This window comes from Streptomyces sp. CA-243310, assembly GCF_050936775.1.
Lineage (GTDB): Bacteria > Actinomycetota > Actinomycetes > Streptomycetales > Streptomycetaceae > Streptomyces.
On record NZ_JBNJMF010000002.1, the window covers coordinates 2,151,322 to 2,165,774 of the forward strand.

Here is a 14,453-nt window from a genome sequence, read left to right on the forward strand (position 1 = left end):
GAAGTTCGCCGCTACATTCACGCCGTTCACAGGGCCGGGACTCCGGTCTTTCACGTCAGGAAACCGTGGAGCCGATGACGGAACGACCAGCCCAGCGCGTCCCCAACCGGCAACTCTCGGCGCTGATCGCGGAAGCCGGGTTCTCCAACGCCGGTCTCGCCCGCCGCGTCGACCAGCTCGGCCTGGAGCACGGTCTCGATCTGCGGTACGACAAGACGTCCGTGACCCGGTGGCTGCGCGGCCAGCAACCCCGCGGGACGACCCCCGCGCTGATCGCGGAGGTCTTCACCCGGCGCCTCGGGCGGCGGCTGTCGGCCCAGGACCTGGGGCTCGACGCGTGCGCGCCCGTCTACGCGGGGCTGGAGTTCGCGGCCACCCCCGAGGAGGCCGTGGACATCGCGAGCGGGCTGTGGCGCAAGGACTCCGGGTCGCACGCCGAGCTGCGCAAGATCGCCTTCACCCCGGCCGGTCTGGTGGTGCCCAGTCGGGACTGGCTGATCGGCCGGGCCGACGAACGGGTCGGGCGGGGCGCGGAGCCCGCCGGCTCCCGGGTCCCGACGCAGGGCCGGACGGCCGTGCCCCGCCAGCGGCAGATCGACCGGGCGCCCGGCCAGCGGGTGACGGGCGGGGACATCGCGGCGCTGCGGTCGGTGAGCGAACTGTTCCGGACCCTGGACGACACCTACGGCGGCGGGCACGCCCGGCAGGCGTTGGTGCGGTACCTGGAGCATGAGGCGGAGCCGATGCTGCGGGGCACGTACGGGGAGACCACCGGGCGCAGGCTGTTCGCGGCCGCCGCCGACCTGACCCGGCTTGCGGGGTGGACCTCGTACGACATCGCCGCGCACGGGCTGGCCCAGCGGTACTTCGTGCAGGCACTACGGCTGTCGCAGGCCGCCGCCGACCGGCCGTACGGGTCGTACGTGCTGGTCACGATGAGCCGGCAGGCCGTCTACCTGGGGCACGGGCGGGAGGCGGTGCAGCTCGCCCGGGTCGCCCAGCAGGGCGTGGGTTCCGGGCCGCCGCCGGTGGTACAGGCGTTGCTGCACTCGGCGGAGGCGCGGGGGCACGCGGTGCTGGGCGAGGTGCGGGCCTCGACGGCCTCGCTGGTGCGGGCGGAGCGGGCGCTGGGCGCGGCCCGGCCGGGGGACGACGTGCCGCACTGGGCCCGCTTCTACGACGAGGCGCAGTTGGCGGACGAGTTCGGCCACTGCCACCGGGATCTCCAGCAGTACCGGGCCTCGGCGCAGCACGCGGAGCGCTCGCTCCAGTTGCGGGCGCCCGGCCACGCGCGTTCGCGGCTGTTCTGCAGGGTGGTGCTGGCCACGGCCCGGCTGGGGCTCGGTGAGCTGGACCAGGCGTGCGCGTTGGGCGCGGAGGCGGCGCAGCAGGCGATGGAGATGCGGTCGGCGCGCGCGGTGGAGTACGTACGGGACTTCGAGCGGCGGCTGGAGCCGTACCGGGACGCCTCGGCGGTGCGGACCTACCGGGACCGGGTCGCCGCGCTGGCCTGAGCGGACCGGCGCCCGGCCCCGGTCACGGGGGGGCGCGGGAGGGCCCGGCCCCCGGTCACCGGGGGCCGGGCCCTCCGGGGGCGCGGCCGGGCGGGACCGGCTCAGGCCGCCACCGGAATGGATCGTTCCGGGGCGGCCGGCACCGGGATGCCGAAGTCGCGCAGGACGGCCGTGCTCGCGCGTCGGGCGGAGTGCAGGGCCCCCTGGACGGTGTTGGAGTCGCGGTGGTCGCCGCACACGTACAGCCCGGCCACGACCCGTACCGGGCGCCGCAGGTCGTGTGGCGGGGGCATGGCCGGGACGGCCTCGGGGGTGTGGTGGACGGCGAGCGGCTCCCAGTCCCGGGTGGAGGTGTCGTAGAGCCGGGCGAGCCGGGAGGCGACCGTGCGGATGGGCGGCGGCGGTCCGTGCACGGTGGTGGTGACGAGGCTGCGCCCGGCGGGAGCCCGCGTCGGGTCGACCGCGCTCATCACGGTGGTGTGGGCGAGCGGCCACTTCGGGTCGGCGTCCAGGAGCAGGGAGCCGTCCCACGGCAGCGGGACGGCGGTGCCGTGGTGGATGACGGTGACCTCGTGGAAGTCCGGCACCCGCAGCCCCGGCAGCAGGTCGGCGGCGGCGCGGGCACCGGTGGCGAGCACGACGGAACGGCAGCTGAAGTCGCCGTGCCCCTCGGTGGTGACGAGGTTCGTCGCCACCGTGCGGACCCGCACCCCGGTCCGTACGGTGCCGGGCGGCAGGGCGGCGGCGAGCAGGTCGGGCAGGCTCGCGGCGCCGCCCTCGGGCACGGCGAGCCGGCCTCGGGCGAATCCGCGCAGGGCCAGGTCGGCGACCCGGCTGGAGGTGGTGAGCTCCGGGTCGCGGAGCAGGGTGGCGAGCAGGGGGCGCAGTACGCCGTTGACCGTGCGCGGCGGCAGGCCGCGGGTGCGCAGGGCGGCCGTCGCGGTGCGTTCGGGCCGGGCGAGCAGGCGCTCCACGGGCAGGGCGGCGAGCCGGCCGAGCGCGGCGCTGAGCCGGGCCTGGTCGAGGGAGCCGCCGGCGAGGGCGCGGGCGGGGGTGAGGGCCCCGGCACGCTGCTGTTTGCCGTCGGCTCCCCGGATGAGGACCCCGGGTGCGAAGGACCGCAGGACGAGCGCCTCCAGGCCCGGGGTACGGGACGGTTCGGTGTACGAGGTGTTGAGGAGCTGGCCGGTCCGGTCGAGCCGGAAGCCGTCGACCGACTCGGTGGCCATCCGACCGCCGGGGTCGTCCGCGGCCTCCAGGACGGTGACCGTGACGCCCGCGGCGATCAGATGGTGTGCCGCCGCGAGTCCTGAGACTCCGGCTCCCACGATGACGACGTCTGCATGGTGTGCGCTGCTGAGCACGTGCCCCTCCCCGAGGTCGGCGCGGCTGTGTGGGGTTCCTCCTTCCCCCAACGGACTCCGGCAGAACCCGAGTTCGATGCCGTATTGCGCACAACTCCGGTCGCACAGCGGTCGCATTCGGGTCACAAACGGTCGCACGTGAGCGAAGGGTGCTCCCCCGAGCCGCCGGGGCCCGGGGCCCCGGGCCCCGGGCCCCGGGCCCCGGGCCGCCGGCCCTAGGCCAGCGCGGCCCTGATCGAGTCGTCGATCCCCGGGTGGCGGAACACGAACCCGGACTCCAACAGCTTCGTGGGACGCACCCGCTGACTTCCCAGCACGTCCTCGGCGAACTCGCCGAGGACGACGCGCATGACGGGCGCCGGCACGGCGCACACCGTCGGGCGGTGCAGCACCCGCCCCATCGCCGCCGTCACCTCACGGTTGGTCCTCGGCTCGGGGGCCGTCAGGTTCACCGGACCGGACACCCCGGACGCGGTGATCAGGTGGCGCAGGGCGGCGACCTCGTCGTGCATCGAGATGTGCGACCAGTACTGGCGGCCGTTGCCGAGCCGACCGCCGACGCCGGCCCGGAAGACGGGGAACAACCGGCCCCACGCCCCGCCGTCGGCGGCGACGACCAGGCCGGTGCGGGCGAAGACCGTACGGATCCCGGCGTCCCGGGCCGGCGCGGCGGCCGCCTCCCACTCCACGCAGACGGAGGGCAGGAAGCCCTCCCCCGCCGGGGCGTCCTCGTCGACGACGCGGTCGCCGGTGTCGCCGTAGTAGCCGACGGCGCTTCCACTGACGAGGACCGGCGGCGGCTCGGCCATGTCGGCGACGGCTCGGGCGATGGCGGCGGTGCCGAGGACACGGCTGTCGCGGATCTCCCTCTTGTACGCGGCCGTCCATCGGTGGTCGCCGACACCGGCCCCGGCCAGGTGGACGACGGCGCCGCAGCCGACCAGGGCGGCGGGATCCACGTACCCGCGCCGCGGGTCCCAGGTCGCCTCGTCCGGGGCGGCGGCGGGGCGGCGCACGAAGCGCACCACCTCGTGGCCGTCCACTTGGAGGGACCGTACGAGGACCTTGCCGATGAGGCCGGATGCTCCGGTGACCGCGATGCGCATGGCGCCAGTCTGCCCGCAGGTCGCGCCCGTGCACGGGCGACCCGGGGCGTGGCGCCCGGGGATCCACCGGGCGGGCCGCGCCGGGGTGGTCCGGGGACGGATCCGGGCGGTCCGGTCGGGTCAGGTGCCGCCGATCCAGGTGCCCACGGCGTAGGTGACGGCCATCGCCACCGCGCCGCCGGCCACGTTGCGCAGCACCGCCCGCGCCGCGGGGGCGCCGCCCAGGCGGGCGCTGACCAGCCCGCACAGGGTCAGCGCCGCCAGCACGGCCGCCACCGTCACCGGTACCCGTGCCGACGGCTGCGGCAGGACGATCGCCAGGAGCGGGAGCAGCGCCCCCACCGTGAAGGAGAGCAGGCTCGCGAGGGCCGCGTGCCAGGGGTTGACCAGCTCGTCCGGGTCGATCCCCAGCTCCACCCGGGCGTGCGCCCGCAGGGCGTCGCGTTCCGTCAGCTGTTCGGCGGCCTCCCGGGCGAGGTCCCGGCTCAGGCCGCGCGCCGCGAGCAGGTCCGTCAGCTCCGCCAGCTCCGCCTCCGGCTCGTCCGCCAGCTCCCGCCGCTCCACGGCCAGGGCGGCGCGTTCCGAGTCCCGCTGCGAGCTGACCGACACGTACTCCCCCGCCGCCATCGACAGCGCCCCCGCCAGCAGCCCGGCCACTCCCGCCGTCAGGATCGCCGCGCGCGAGGTCGTCGCCCCGGCCACGCCCACCACCAGGCCCGCCGTGGAGATGATCCCGTCGTTGGCGCCCAGGACCCCCGCCCTGAGCCAGTTGAGCCGGGTGCTGATCTCCGCGCTCCGCGCGCCCGCCGATTCGGTCACCGCACCACTGTCGCCGGGCGGACCGCGCGAGGCCATCCGGCGCCCACCCGGGGTGCGCCCCCGGCCGGCCGGGATCAGGGTGGAGGGGTGAGACGCGGACTCGAGGACTCCGGCCGGCTGCACGGGACGCCCCCGCCCCGCTGGGCCCGGCTTGCGCCCGCCGTGGCCGTGGTGGTGCTGTGCTGCGCGCAGTGGCTGACCCCCGGCGCGGAGCTGGGGTACTTCCTCGCGGCCCTGCCCGCGGTGGCCGCGTTCTCGTACGGCCCCCTGGGAACCTGCGCGTTCGCCGTACTGGTCCTCGTCCTGCTCGGCGTCCCCCAGCTCGGCGTGGCCAACGCCCGGGGCACGGACCTGGCCACCGTGGCCTTCGTCGGTCTGCTCAGCGTGGTGATCTCCTTCGTGCGACGGCGTCGCGACGACCAGCTGGTCAGCGTGCGGACCGTCGCCGAGGCGGCCCAGCTCGCGGTGCTGCCACCGGTACCGGACCAGGTGGGTCCGGTGCACTGCTCCGGTCTGTACCGGGCGGCGCAGCGCGGCACGCTGGTCGGCGGCGACCTGTACGACGTACGGGCCGGGCCGTACGGGGTTCGGGCGGTGGTGGCCGACGTCCAGGGGCACGGTCTGGCGGCGGTCGGAACGGTGGCCGCGCTGCTCGGCGCCTTCCGCGAGGCGGTCCTGGACGATCCCGAGCTGGCGACGGTCGCGGCCCGGCTGGACCGGCGGCTGGTGGCCGACGCGGCCGCGGCCTCGATCCGGCACGCGGAGCTGTTCGCGACGGCGGTGCTGCTGGAGTTCCCGCCCGGACTGGATCTCGTACGGATCGTGTCGTGCGGGCATCCGCCCGTGCTGTTGCTCCGCGGCTTCACGACCGCGGAACTGGACGTGGAGCCGGGGCCCCCGCTGGGCCTGGGCCTGACCGTGCCCGAACTCCCGAAGGTCGCCGAGGTCCCGCTGCTGCCGGGCGACCGGCTGCTCGCCCACACGGACGGCGTGACCGAGGCCCGCGACGAGGACGGCGACTTCTACCCGCTGGCCTCCCGGATCCCGGTGCTGGCCAACGACCCCGAGGGTCTCGTACGGGCGGTGTGGCGGGACCTGGAGGCCTTCACGGCGGGCGGCCCGAGCGACGACGTGGCGGTCCTGCTGCTGTCCCTGCCGGCCATGGAAACGTGACGGGCGTGCCGTGGCCGGGATCGGCAGAGCCCAGACCCTGCCGGCTCCGGGGGTCGCGGCGTCGCGGTCCCCGGAGCCGGCGTCGAACGTCAGCCGACGTCGCGGATGAAGGCGCGCACCATTTTGCAGGTCACGTTGGACGGCCGGTGGATCCCCACCCGCACCGCCATCGTCCGGATCTTGCGGTTCGTGGCGCGTCGAGCGTCGTAGGTCCCGGTGTCGAGCAGCGATATCGCCAGCCGCATCGCCTTCAGGCGGCGGTTGTGGCTCTCGTACCACTCGCGGGGCAGCCCCGCAGGCAGCGGCTTCTTCTTGGGCATCGAAATGATCGCGGCAGCGGCCATCTACAGCCTCCCAAACGGTAGTTGGCTTCCTGTCGTGCTCCTTCGATTTTACCGGGGGGCACTGACAAAAGCCCCTGGCCAGACCGGCCCGGCGCGACGCCTCGTTAGGCTTGGGCGCATGGAGATCTGGATCAATCCCGCCTGTTCCAAGTGCCGCGCCGCGCTGACCCTGCTGGACGCGGAGGGCGCCGACTACACGGTGCGCCGGTACCTGGAGGACGTGCCGTCCGAGGCCGAGATCCGCGAGGTGCTGGACCGCCTCGGGCTGGAGCCCTGGGACATCACGCGCACCTCCGACCCGATGGCCCGCGAGAGCGGGGTACCGGAGCTGCCGCGCGAGGCGACGGACGCCGCGCGAGGCCGGTGGATCGCCCACCTGGCGGCGCACCCGAAGCTGATCCAGCGCCCGATCATCACCGCCGAGGACGGCACGGCCGTGATCGCCCGCACCGACGAGGCCGTGCGCGAGGCCATGTCCCGCAAGGCCTGAGCCGGCCGGGCCGGCGGGCGCGATCCGACGGGCCGGCTCAAGCCTCCGTCGGCGGGCGGGTGATCGCGTCGGCCGCCGTGAGCGGCATCGAGTGGTGGGCGGGACCCCGGGCAGTCGAGCAGGCCCTGGAGACCGAGCGGGAACCTGGACTCACCGGTGGACGGTGGAGTCCGCCCGCACGCGCGCGCAGGTGCCGCCCCGGGCCGCGATCCGGGCCCCGCCGCGAGGGCGTGTCCCGCGGAGGGGCGAGGGGACGAACGGGACCAGGCCCCCGCCCCCTCCCCTCACGCGCCCAACCGGCGCTCCGCCTCGGCCAGGATCTCCGTCAGCCGGAGCCCGAACCCCGCGTCCCGCGCGTCCGGCTCGCCCGTGCGGGCCGCCGTGAGCAGCGCGTCGAGCGCCCGGCCGTAGGCGCCGGGCACGTCGCTCCACTCGGGCAGGTCGAAGATTCCCTCGGCTCCGCGCAGTTCCAGCCCCACCCCGGCGGCCGCCCGCGGCGCGCCCAGACTGAGCACGGCGGTGCTGGCGGCGCCCGAGGCGTGGCGCAGGGCCAGTTGCACCACGTCGGAGGGGCCCCGGGTGGCGGAGACGGCGGTGACGTCGCCGAGCACCGGGATCAGCACGGACAGGGCGTGCGGTCCGACGTCCCACAGTCCGCCCTTGGCCTTGCGCCAGGGCGAGTCGGGGTGACCGCCGGGGGTCCCGTCGGGCGGGTAGAGGGCGCCGAGCCAGTGGGCGGAGGCGGTGAACCAGCCGGAGCGCCCGGTCTGCTCCTCGACCCACCCGGCGGTCGGTTGGGCGAAGCGGAGCGTCAGGAAGACGACGGAGGCGACCTCGTGCTCGGCCGCTGCGGCGGCCACGGCCGAGGCGTCCTCCACCGTCGTCGCGACGGGCTTGTCGAGCAGCAGGTGGCATCCGGCGGCGGCGGCACGGACCGCGAGCGGAGCCTGCACGTCGGGCGGCAGGGCGAACGCCGCGACGTCACAGTCGGCGAACAGTTCGTCGGGGTCTTCGTACACCTTCACGCCGTGGGCGCGGGCGATTTCGGCCGCCGCCTCGGGGCGCCTGCCCCACACGCCGACGAAGTCGGCGCCGGTGTGCGCGGCGAGGGCGGGAGCATGGGTGCGTTGGGCCCAGGGGCCGGTGCCCAGCAGGCCGACCCGGGGTCGGGGGCTGTCGGCGGCGTCCACGGAGGAGTCACCGGCGGCGTTCACATCGTACGAAATGCTCACCCGTTCAGTGTGCCGCACTCGGACGGGTGTGCCATCGCCGACCCGCACGGCCGTTCCCACCTGCGGCGCACATCTCGGTAACACGGGGTTCACACACGGGCAACGGAAGAGAAATCGCGCGGGGGCACTCTGCGGTCATCACCGCAGCACGCAATCGCAGCGCCGCGACCGGCGAGCCGGCGGCAGAAACCGCAGCACCGCACGCGCAGCGCCGCGAACTCGACACCCGCAGAGTCTGCGCCGGAGCGACGCACCGAAGGATGGGGCCCGTGAGCTACAAGGCTGAGTACATCTGGATCGACGGCACGGAGCCGACGGCCAAGCTTCGCTCCAAGACGCGGATCCTCGCCGACGGCGACGCGCTGCCGATCTGGGGCTTCGACGGATCGAGCACCAACCAGGCCGAGGGGCACGCCTCCGACCGCGTGCTGCAGCCGGTGTTCTCCTGCCCGGACCCGATCCGCGGCGGCGACGACGTCCTCGTCCTGTGCGAGGTCATGAACATCGACATGACCCCCCACCAGTCGAACACGCGCGCACTGCTCCGCCCGATCGCCGAGAAGTTCGCCGGCCAGGAGCCGATCTTCGGCATCGAGCAGGAGTACACCTTCTTCGACGGCGCCCGTCCGCTCGGCTTCCCGGTCAACGGCTTCCCCGCCGCCCAGGGCGGCTACTACTGCGGCGTCGGCTCGGACGAGATCTTCGGTCGCGACATCGTCGAGAAGCACCTCGACCACTGCCTCGTGGCCGGCCTGAGCATCTCCGGCATCAACGCCGAGGTCATGCCCGGCCAGTGGGAGTTCCAGGTCGGTCCCGTCGGCCCGCTGGAGGTCTCCGACCAGCTGTGGATCGCGCGCTGGCTGCTCTACCGCACGGCCGAGGACTTCAACGTCTCCGCGACGCTGAACCCGAAGCCGGTCAAGGGCGACTGGAACGGCGCGGGCGCCCACACCAACTTCTCCACGAAGGCGATGCGCGAGGACTACCGCGCGATCATCTCGGCGTGCGAGTCCCTGGGCGAGGGCAGCAAGCCGCTCGACCACGTCAAGAACTACGGCGCCGGCATCGACGAGCGCCTGACGGGCCTGCACGAGACCGCCCCGTGGAACGAGTTCAGCTACGGGGTCTCCGACCGCGGCGCCTCGGTGCGCATCCCGTGGCAGGTCGAGAAGGACGGCAAGGGCTACATCGAGGACCGCCGGCCGAACGCCAACGTGGACCCGTACGTGGTGACCCGCCTCATCACGGACACCTGCTGCACCGCCCTGGAGAAGGACGGCCTGCTCTGAGGCCCTGTCCCGGCCCTGTCCGCCCCGGCCGGCTCCGGGTCGGATCACCGCACGCACGACGGCGCCCGCCGGGCCACCAGGCCCGGCGGGCGTCGCTGTCGGTGCCCTCTGGCACGGTGTGCCCATGCTCCCCATCAGAATCAGGACCGAGCGCGGCGACACCCACGACCGCCCCTCCTCACGCGACATGGCCGAACTGCTGGAACGCATCGGCGCCCCGGGTGACCGTTTCCTCGTCGTGGAGCGGCACACCTCCGACCCGGAGGTGTTCATCCAGGTGTGGCACGAGGCGGGCGACTCCGACGCCCGCTCGTACCAGTTGGAGTACCGCGAGGGCTCCGCCGACCGGCACTTCCAGACGTACCTGACCACGCCGGAGGAGGTCGGGCGGGTGATGGCCGGCTGGGCCCGGCAGGAGAAGGGCTGGGAACTCGGCCCGGCGTGGGAGCGGCCGGCGCTTCCCGTCGAGCCGGAGCCGCCGGCCCTGGAGGACTCCGTGCGCGAGTGCCTGGAGGAACGGATCCGGTTCGTCCTGCGGTGCGGCTACGACGGGATCTCGGAGCTGATCGAGCACGCCGAGGACTACCTGGTGAAGGACGGCGTCCGGCCCGTGTCCACACCGCAGGCCCGCGTGCTGGTGTACCGGCTCTGGCGGGAGCGGGTCGCGGAGCAGGCCGCCTGGGTCGGCGAGACGGATCCGGAGCGGCTGACCCGCGCCTTCGCGGCCCTGGACTCCGGCGGCGTCACCGCCCGGGAGAACTTCACCTGTTGCCGCAACTGCGGCCAGGGGGAGATCCGGGAGGAACGCGAGGGGGACGCGCGCGGGTTCGTCTTCTTCCACACCCAGTGCACGGAGAGCGTCGCGGCCGGCCACGATCTGCACCTGTACTACGGGGCCTTCGACGCGGGCGACGAGGAGACGGTCTCGGTGGGCCGGGAGGTGGTGGCCGCGTTGGACGCGGCCGGGCTCCGGTGGGCCTGGGACGGCTCGGCCGGGGACGCGATCCGCGTGACCGGCACGGACTGGCGAAAGCGCCTCACCGGCTGACGATTTGTCGTGATGGTGGCACCTTGTTCACGCCGACGTCCCGGGATGTGGGATTTCGATCCATGGAGTGAGACGGGGCCTGCCCGGGGCCCCGTACGTCTGCTTGAATGACGTCATGGCCAGCCACTCGTACGTCTCGTACACCTCGTCAGGTCGCAGCGACCTCGAGCCGTTCTGGCCTTCCCGTCAGGATCATGATTTCGACCGGGTGTGTTGCCGCGCGAAGAACGCGCCGGCCCTCTAAAGCCTCCCGGGACCTCTCCCGGACGACCTCCCCGAGGCCTTCGGTCTGCGCGGTACGACATCGACGACGTACGCACGTCTCCTGCCGACCACTCCGCGTGAAAGAGCTGACCACTCATGACGAACCCCCGTACCCTCACGTCCGCCTCCTCCGCCGCTCCCCTGACCTTCCCGCCCGGTCCGCGCCACCGACTGCGGGCCGTGGACCGTGACGAGGTGGCCCGGGTGGTGGACCTGCTCCCGCCGGGCGCCACCTGGCTGCCCGCGCCCCAGCACACGCTGCCGACCCTGCCGGGGCAGCCGCCGATGGTCGGCTACCTGGTCCTCGTACCGGCCGACCAGCAGCCGATCGCCTTCTCCCCGCACTCCGTCCCCGCCCCGACCCGCGCCGGGGCGCCCTCGGCCGGCCCGACCGCGGCGCCCACAGCCACCGGTGACGCGCTGGTCCGGATCGACCCGGCGCAGCGCACCGCCGAGGTCGACGGCACGGTGCTGGACCTCACGTACCTGGAGTTCGAGCTGCTGGCCCACCTGGTGGCGCACCCGCACCGGGTGCACAGCCGGGACCAGTTGGTCACCACCGTCTGGGGTTACGGGCACGTGGGCGACGGCCGTACCGTCGACGTCCACATCGCCCGACTGCGCCGCAAGCTGGGCACGGCCCACCGGGGCGCGATCCAGACGGTGCGCCGCGTGGGCTACAAGTACGCCCCGTGAGCCGCAGGGCGCAGACCCGCCGCCCGACCGCGGGCCCGTACGCGCGAGGGGGAGTGCGGTCCCGCGGTCGTCGCACGTCCCGGTCCGGGCCCCGACCCGTCGTGGCGTCGGGGCCCGAACCGACCGGGGTTACGCGCCCGTCGCCGATCCCGCCCGGCGGCGCGCCAGGAATCCCAGCGCGACGTCGAGCAGCAGGAACGCCGAGAGGCTGACCCCGAGCATCGGCACGAACCAGCCCACCACCGCCGTCACCGCGGCGAGCGGCAGCAGCGTCGTCGCGGGCAACCGTCGCCAGGCCCCGCGCGGTTGCGCGCGGCCGACCGACAGCCTGCGGTCCTTCGTGGGCCGGCGCATCCACCACATGCGGTAGCCCCAGAAGACCAGGAACATCACCGCGACGGCGAGCGCCGCCAGCGCGATCTGGTTGGCGAGACCGAAGGTCAGGCCCATGTGCAGGTCGATGCCGAAGCGGGTCATCTTCGCGAGCAGGGGGTGGTCCGCGAAGCGCAGTTCGTCCATGACCGTGCCGTCGGCCGGGTCCACGGCGACGGCGTCCAGGTGCACCGGCACCTGCTTGTCCGTCTCCTTGACGACGTAGCCCTTGCCCTGGGCGGGCAGGGTCACGCGCAGGTCCTCGGTCACGCCGGCGGCCCGGGCCGCGGCGACGGCCTTGTCGATGCCCACGTCCGCGGTCGGCGCCGGCGGGGGCATCTCCATGCCGTCGGTCATGACGTGCCCGGCGTGTTCGTCCGCCCCGCCGGCGGCGCCGGCGCCGCCCAGCGTGGCGGTGACGGACGGGGTGGCCCCGCCGAGGCGGTCCTGGAGCTGCCCGATGTTCTCGCCGGCGTACTTCGACCAGGTCAGGCCGGTCGCGGAGAGGACGACGAGGCTGGCCACGGCCCACAGGCCGACCGTGCCGTGCCAGGACAGGGTCCGGCGGCGGCCGGTGGCGGACCGGTCCGGGAGGACGAGCCGTGCCGGGCGGGCGCGCCGGCGTCCGACCCACAGGGCGAGCCCGCCCAGGGCGACCACCCAGAGCCAGCTGGCGGCCAGTTCGCTGTAGTTCCGGCCGAACTCGCCGAGCCGGAGGCTGGAGTGGAACTCGCTCAGCCAGGCCCGCAGCGGCAGCGCGTCGCCGGCGGTGGTGAGCTGCCCGCGCACGTCGGCGGTGTACGGGTCGACGAACACGGTCAGGGTCTCGCCCTCCGCGAGCCCCTTCTTCTCCATGATCACTCGGGTGGTGTCGTCGGCGTCGGGTGCGGGCCAGACGGCCGTGACCTCTCCCCCGGGCTCCGCCTCCCGGGCGGCCCGGACCTGGGTGCTCAGCGGCAGGGCGCGCTCGCCCACGCGGGGGACGGTCAGCTCGTCGGCGTAGACGATCTTCTCGGCCTGCCAGGAGGCGGCGTAGAGCAGCCCGGTGGCGGCGGCGATGAACAGCAGCGGGGCGATCAGCAGCCCGGCGTAGAAGTGCATCCGCAGGAGCAGTGGCCGCAACGCGGTCCAGCCTCCGGCGGTGTGTCGGGGTGGCACCTCGGCGCCCCGTGCGGGGGCGTCCTGAAGCTCGTCGAGGGACATGTCGGTCCTAGGTGTTGGCGAAGACATGGGTGAGGACCCCCGGGTCTCGCCCCTCACCGAGGAGGGTGCGCCGGTCAGGCGCGGGCAGGACGGCCGGGGGCCGTGGCTCGGTTGTCTCGCCGGCGCGGCGGGCCGCGGCGCACCACGGCGTGGGCGTGCAGGGCCCCGCGCAGGAAGCGCGGCCGTTCGTACGGAGGACAGTGCGCGGGCGGGGCCGGTACGAGGGCCACGCGCGTGCGGACCAGGGCGAGTGCGCGGGACAGCGGCCGGGCGGCGAGCAGCGCGGCGGCGCCGAGGGCGCCGGCGAGCCGGAACACGGCGGTCTCGCCCCACGCGAGCCACACGGCGCAGAAGAGCCCGGCCAGCACGTGGGCGGCGATCATCCCGAGGCCGCCGTGCCCGTGACCGGCCGTCCCCGCCAGGTCGGCGAGGTCGGCCATGCCGGCCATGTCATGAGGTGCGGTGGCGCCGCCCGCCGCGCCCATGTCCATGCCGGCGTGCCGATGAGCGCCGGTCGGGCCGGGGGCGCTCGGCATCGGCATCGACGCGGGGTGGGCTCCCTGGCTTCCGGAGAACGCCAGGTGCAGCATGCCCTGCGCGGCGAGGAGCCCGGCGGTGATGCCCGCGGGCCCCCGCCGTCGCCCGGCGGCGAGCCACGCGAGTGAGCAGATCACCCCGAAAGCGCCAAGAAGTCCATAAAGGGGAACATCCATACCTGACATGTACGAATGCCCCACCGCACCCAAGGCGACACACACCGCCGCGAACAACGCGGCCCGTGTGGCGCGCATCGGCGCGCGAGTTTCGGACATGTCCTGGTCATGCTCCCACGAGGCCCGGTGCCGGCCGCGACGGGGCCGTGTCCGATCATGTTCGAGTGAATCCACTGCCCTGGTCCCGGCCGCTTCCTCCCGGCTCCGTTGCCGTCGCCTACACCGGCGGGGTCCAGCTCGGGGCCCACGTCATGGAACGCCTGGCCCCGTACGAGCGGGAACGGGTGCTGCGCGGCTGCTCGACCAACGTCGACAACCTCGACGCCGGCCACTGGGGGACGCTGCTGAGCAGCGCCCTCGTCGTCGAGGAGCCGATGCCGCTGCCCTACGCGCTCCTGCTGGTGGCGGCGCTCGGCTACGCGGAGTACGCGTACGGGGCGTGGTGGACGGCCGCGGCCTTCCTCTTCGGGCACGCCTGCGCCACCCTGCTCGTCCACACCGTGCTGCGGCGCACCGCGGACACCGAGACCCGGCGGGCGCTGGACGTGGGCACGAGCTACGGACTGAACACGGTGCTCGGCGCCCTGACCTCCGCGCTGCCGCGCGGGACGGTGCGGGGCGTGGCCCGGGTCGGCCTGTTGGCGCTCGCCGCGGCGCCGGTACTGAGGCGCGGGCGGACGTTCACCGATGTCGGTCACCTGGTGGCCCTGGGCGTGGGGGTCGGCCTCTCGCTGGCGGTCGATCGCCTCTCCGGGACGAGGCCGCGCAGGAACCTCGCGCGAGCCGTGTGACCCGCCCCGCCCCCTCCTCTCGTCCCCACCCGACC

14 protein-coding genes are annotated in these 14,453 nt (G+C 74.5%); 7 read left to right on the plus strand and 7 right to left on the minus strand.

All coding sequences use genetic code 11. The features are described 5' to 3' along the window. Positions 1–74: 74 nt before the first annotated feature. Positions 75–1,514: a regulator gene (locus ACQEVM_RS27320; protein ID WP_351383652.1), complete on the plus strand. Its 1,440-nt coding sequence runs from the start codon at positions 75–77 to the stop codon at positions 1,512–1,514. Positions 1,515–1,615: 101 nt separating this feature from the next. Here the strand turns inward: ACQEVM_RS27320 and ACQEVM_RS27325 are convergent, their stop codons facing one another. The 3 genes from ACQEVM_RS27325 to ACQEVM_RS27335 all read right to left on the minus strand — a co-directional run bounded on the left by ACQEVM_RS27325 (position 1,616) and on the right by ACQEVM_RS27335 (position 4,839). After that, positions 1,616–2,878, minus strand: a complete 1,263-nt coding sequence (locus tag ACQEVM_RS27325; protein WP_433083309.1) for an FAD-dependent oxidoreductase — start codon at positions 2,876–2,878, stop codon at positions 1,616–1,618. A 215-nt stretch (positions 2,879–3,093) separates the two neighbouring features. Continuing rightward, entirely contained in the window at positions 3,094–3,984 is an 891-nt protein-coding gene (locus ACQEVM_RS27330; RefSeq protein ID WP_433083311.1) for a TIGR01777 family oxidoreductase, read from the minus strand. A 120-nt stretch (positions 3,985–4,104) separates the two neighbouring features. Continuing rightward, positions 4,105–4,839, minus strand: coding sequence for a VIT1/CCC1 transporter family protein (locus ACQEVM_RS27335; RefSeq protein ID WP_433083313.1), 735 nt, complete (start codon positions 4,837–4,839; stop codon positions 4,105–4,107). 51 nt (positions 4,840–4,890) lie between these two features. Here ACQEVM_RS27335 and ACQEVM_RS27340 point away from each other — a divergent pair, with 51 nt between their 5' ends. Continuing rightward, positions 4,891–5,976, plus strand: a complete 1,086-nt coding sequence (locus ACQEVM_RS27340) for a PP2C family protein-serine/threonine phosphatase (protein ID WP_433083315.1) — start codon at positions 4,891–4,893, stop codon at positions 5,974–5,976. A gap of 89 nt (positions 5,977–6,065) precedes the next feature. On the opposite strand, the gene ACQEVM_RS27345 is transcribed toward ACQEVM_RS27340, so the two are convergent. Further along, positions 6,066–6,320 (minus strand): hypothetical protein, encoded by a 255-nt coding sequence (locus ACQEVM_RS27345; protein ID WP_053676109.1) that lies wholly within the window; start codon positions 6,318–6,320, stop codon positions 6,066–6,068. Between the two features lie 118 nt (positions 6,321–6,438). On the opposite strand from ACQEVM_RS27345, the gene ACQEVM_RS27350 reads away from it, so the two are divergent. Beyond that, a complete protein-coding gene (locus ACQEVM_RS27350; RefSeq protein ID WP_433083317.1) occupies positions 6,439–6,810 on the plus strand; it encodes an ArsC/Spx/MgsR family protein in 372 nt (123 codons plus the stop codon). A 284-nt stretch (positions 6,811–7,094) separates the two neighbouring features. Here ACQEVM_RS27350 and ACQEVM_RS27355 read toward each other — a convergent pair whose 3' ends face one another. Next, on the minus strand, positions 7,095–8,000 hold the full coding sequence (locus tag ACQEVM_RS27355) for a Gfo/Idh/MocA family protein (protein WP_433085405.1): 906 nt from the start codon (positions 7,998–8,000) through the stop codon (positions 7,095–7,097). A 311-nt stretch (positions 8,001–8,311) separates the two neighbouring features. Here ACQEVM_RS27355 and glnII point away from each other — a divergent pair, with 311 nt between their 5' ends. The 3 genes from glnII to ACQEVM_RS27370 all read left to right on the plus strand — a co-directional run bounded on the left by glnII (position 8,312) and on the right by ACQEVM_RS27370 (position 11,339). Next, positions 8,312–9,331 (plus strand): glutamine synthetase, encoded by a 1,020-nt coding sequence (gene glnII / locus ACQEVM_RS27360; RefSeq protein ID WP_433083319.1) that lies wholly within the window; start codon positions 8,312–8,314, stop codon positions 9,329–9,331. A gap of 124 nt (positions 9,332–9,455) precedes the next feature. Next, positions 9,456–10,379, plus strand: coding sequence for a DUF6891 domain-containing protein (locus tag ACQEVM_RS27365; protein WP_433083321.1), 924 nt, complete (start codon positions 9,456–9,458; stop codon positions 10,377–10,379). 360 nt (positions 10,380–10,739) lie between these two features. Further along, a complete protein-coding gene (locus ACQEVM_RS27370) occupies positions 10,740–11,339 on the plus strand; it encodes a winged helix-turn-helix domain-containing protein (protein ID WP_433083323.1) in 600 nt (199 codons plus the stop codon). Between the two features lie 129 nt (positions 11,340–11,468). Here the strand turns inward: ACQEVM_RS27370 and ACQEVM_RS27375 are convergent, their stop codons facing one another. Together ACQEVM_RS27375 and ACQEVM_RS27380 are read right to left on the minus strand one after the other, a co-directional pair. Further along, complete coding sequence (locus tag ACQEVM_RS27375; RefSeq protein WP_433083325.1) at positions 11,469–12,914, minus strand: PepSY-associated TM helix domain-containing protein; 1,446 nt, start codon at positions 12,912–12,914, stop codon at positions 11,469–11,471. Positions 12,915–12,988: 74 nt separating this feature from the next. After that, entirely contained in the window at positions 12,989–13,588 is a 600-nt protein-coding gene (locus ACQEVM_RS27380; RefSeq protein ID WP_433083327.1) for a hypothetical protein, read from the minus strand. A gap of 203 nt (positions 13,589–13,791) precedes the next feature. Between ACQEVM_RS27380 and ACQEVM_RS27385 the strand changes: the two genes are divergently transcribed. After that, complete coding sequence (locus ACQEVM_RS27385; RefSeq protein ID WP_433083329.1) at positions 13,792–14,418, plus strand: rhomboid-like protein; 627 nt, start codon at positions 13,792–13,794, stop codon at positions 14,416–14,418. The last annotated feature ends 35 nt before the right edge of the window (positions 14,419–14,453 follow it).

Excerpts from the sequence above, each read along its gene's own strand:
- ACQEVM_RS27320 (WP_351383652.1), top strand. The coding sequence starts at position 75 with ATGACGGAACGACCAGCCCAGCGCGTCCCCAACCGGCAACTCTCGGCG.
- ACQEVM_RS27330 (WP_433083311.1), bottom strand. The coding sequence starts at position 3,984 with ATGCGCATCGCGGTCACCGGAGCATCCGGCCTCATCGGCAAGGTCCTC.
- ACQEVM_RS27335 (WP_433083313.1), bottom strand. The coding sequence starts at position 4,839 with ATGGCCTCGCGCGGTCCGCCCGGCGACAGTGGTGCGGTGACCGAATCG.
- ACQEVM_RS27345 (WP_053676109.1), bottom strand. The coding sequence starts at position 6,320 with ATGGCCGCTGCCGCGATCATTTCGATGCCCAAGAAGAAGCCGCTGCCT.
- ACQEVM_RS27350 (WP_433083317.1), top strand. The coding sequence starts at position 6,439 with ATGGAGATCTGGATCAATCCCGCCTGTTCCAAGTGCCGCGCCGCGCTG.
- ACQEVM_RS27365 (WP_433083321.1), top strand. The coding sequence starts at position 9,456 with ATGCTCCCCATCAGAATCAGGACCGAGCGCGGCGACACCCACGACCGC.
- ACQEVM_RS27370 (WP_433083323.1), top strand. The coding sequence starts at position 10,740 with ATGACGAACCCCCGTACCCTCACGTCCGCCTCCTCCGCCGCTCCCCTG.
- ACQEVM_RS27375 (WP_433083325.1), bottom strand. The coding sequence starts at position 12,914 with ATGTCCCTCGACGAGCTTCAGGACGCCCCCGCACGGGGCGCCGAGGTG.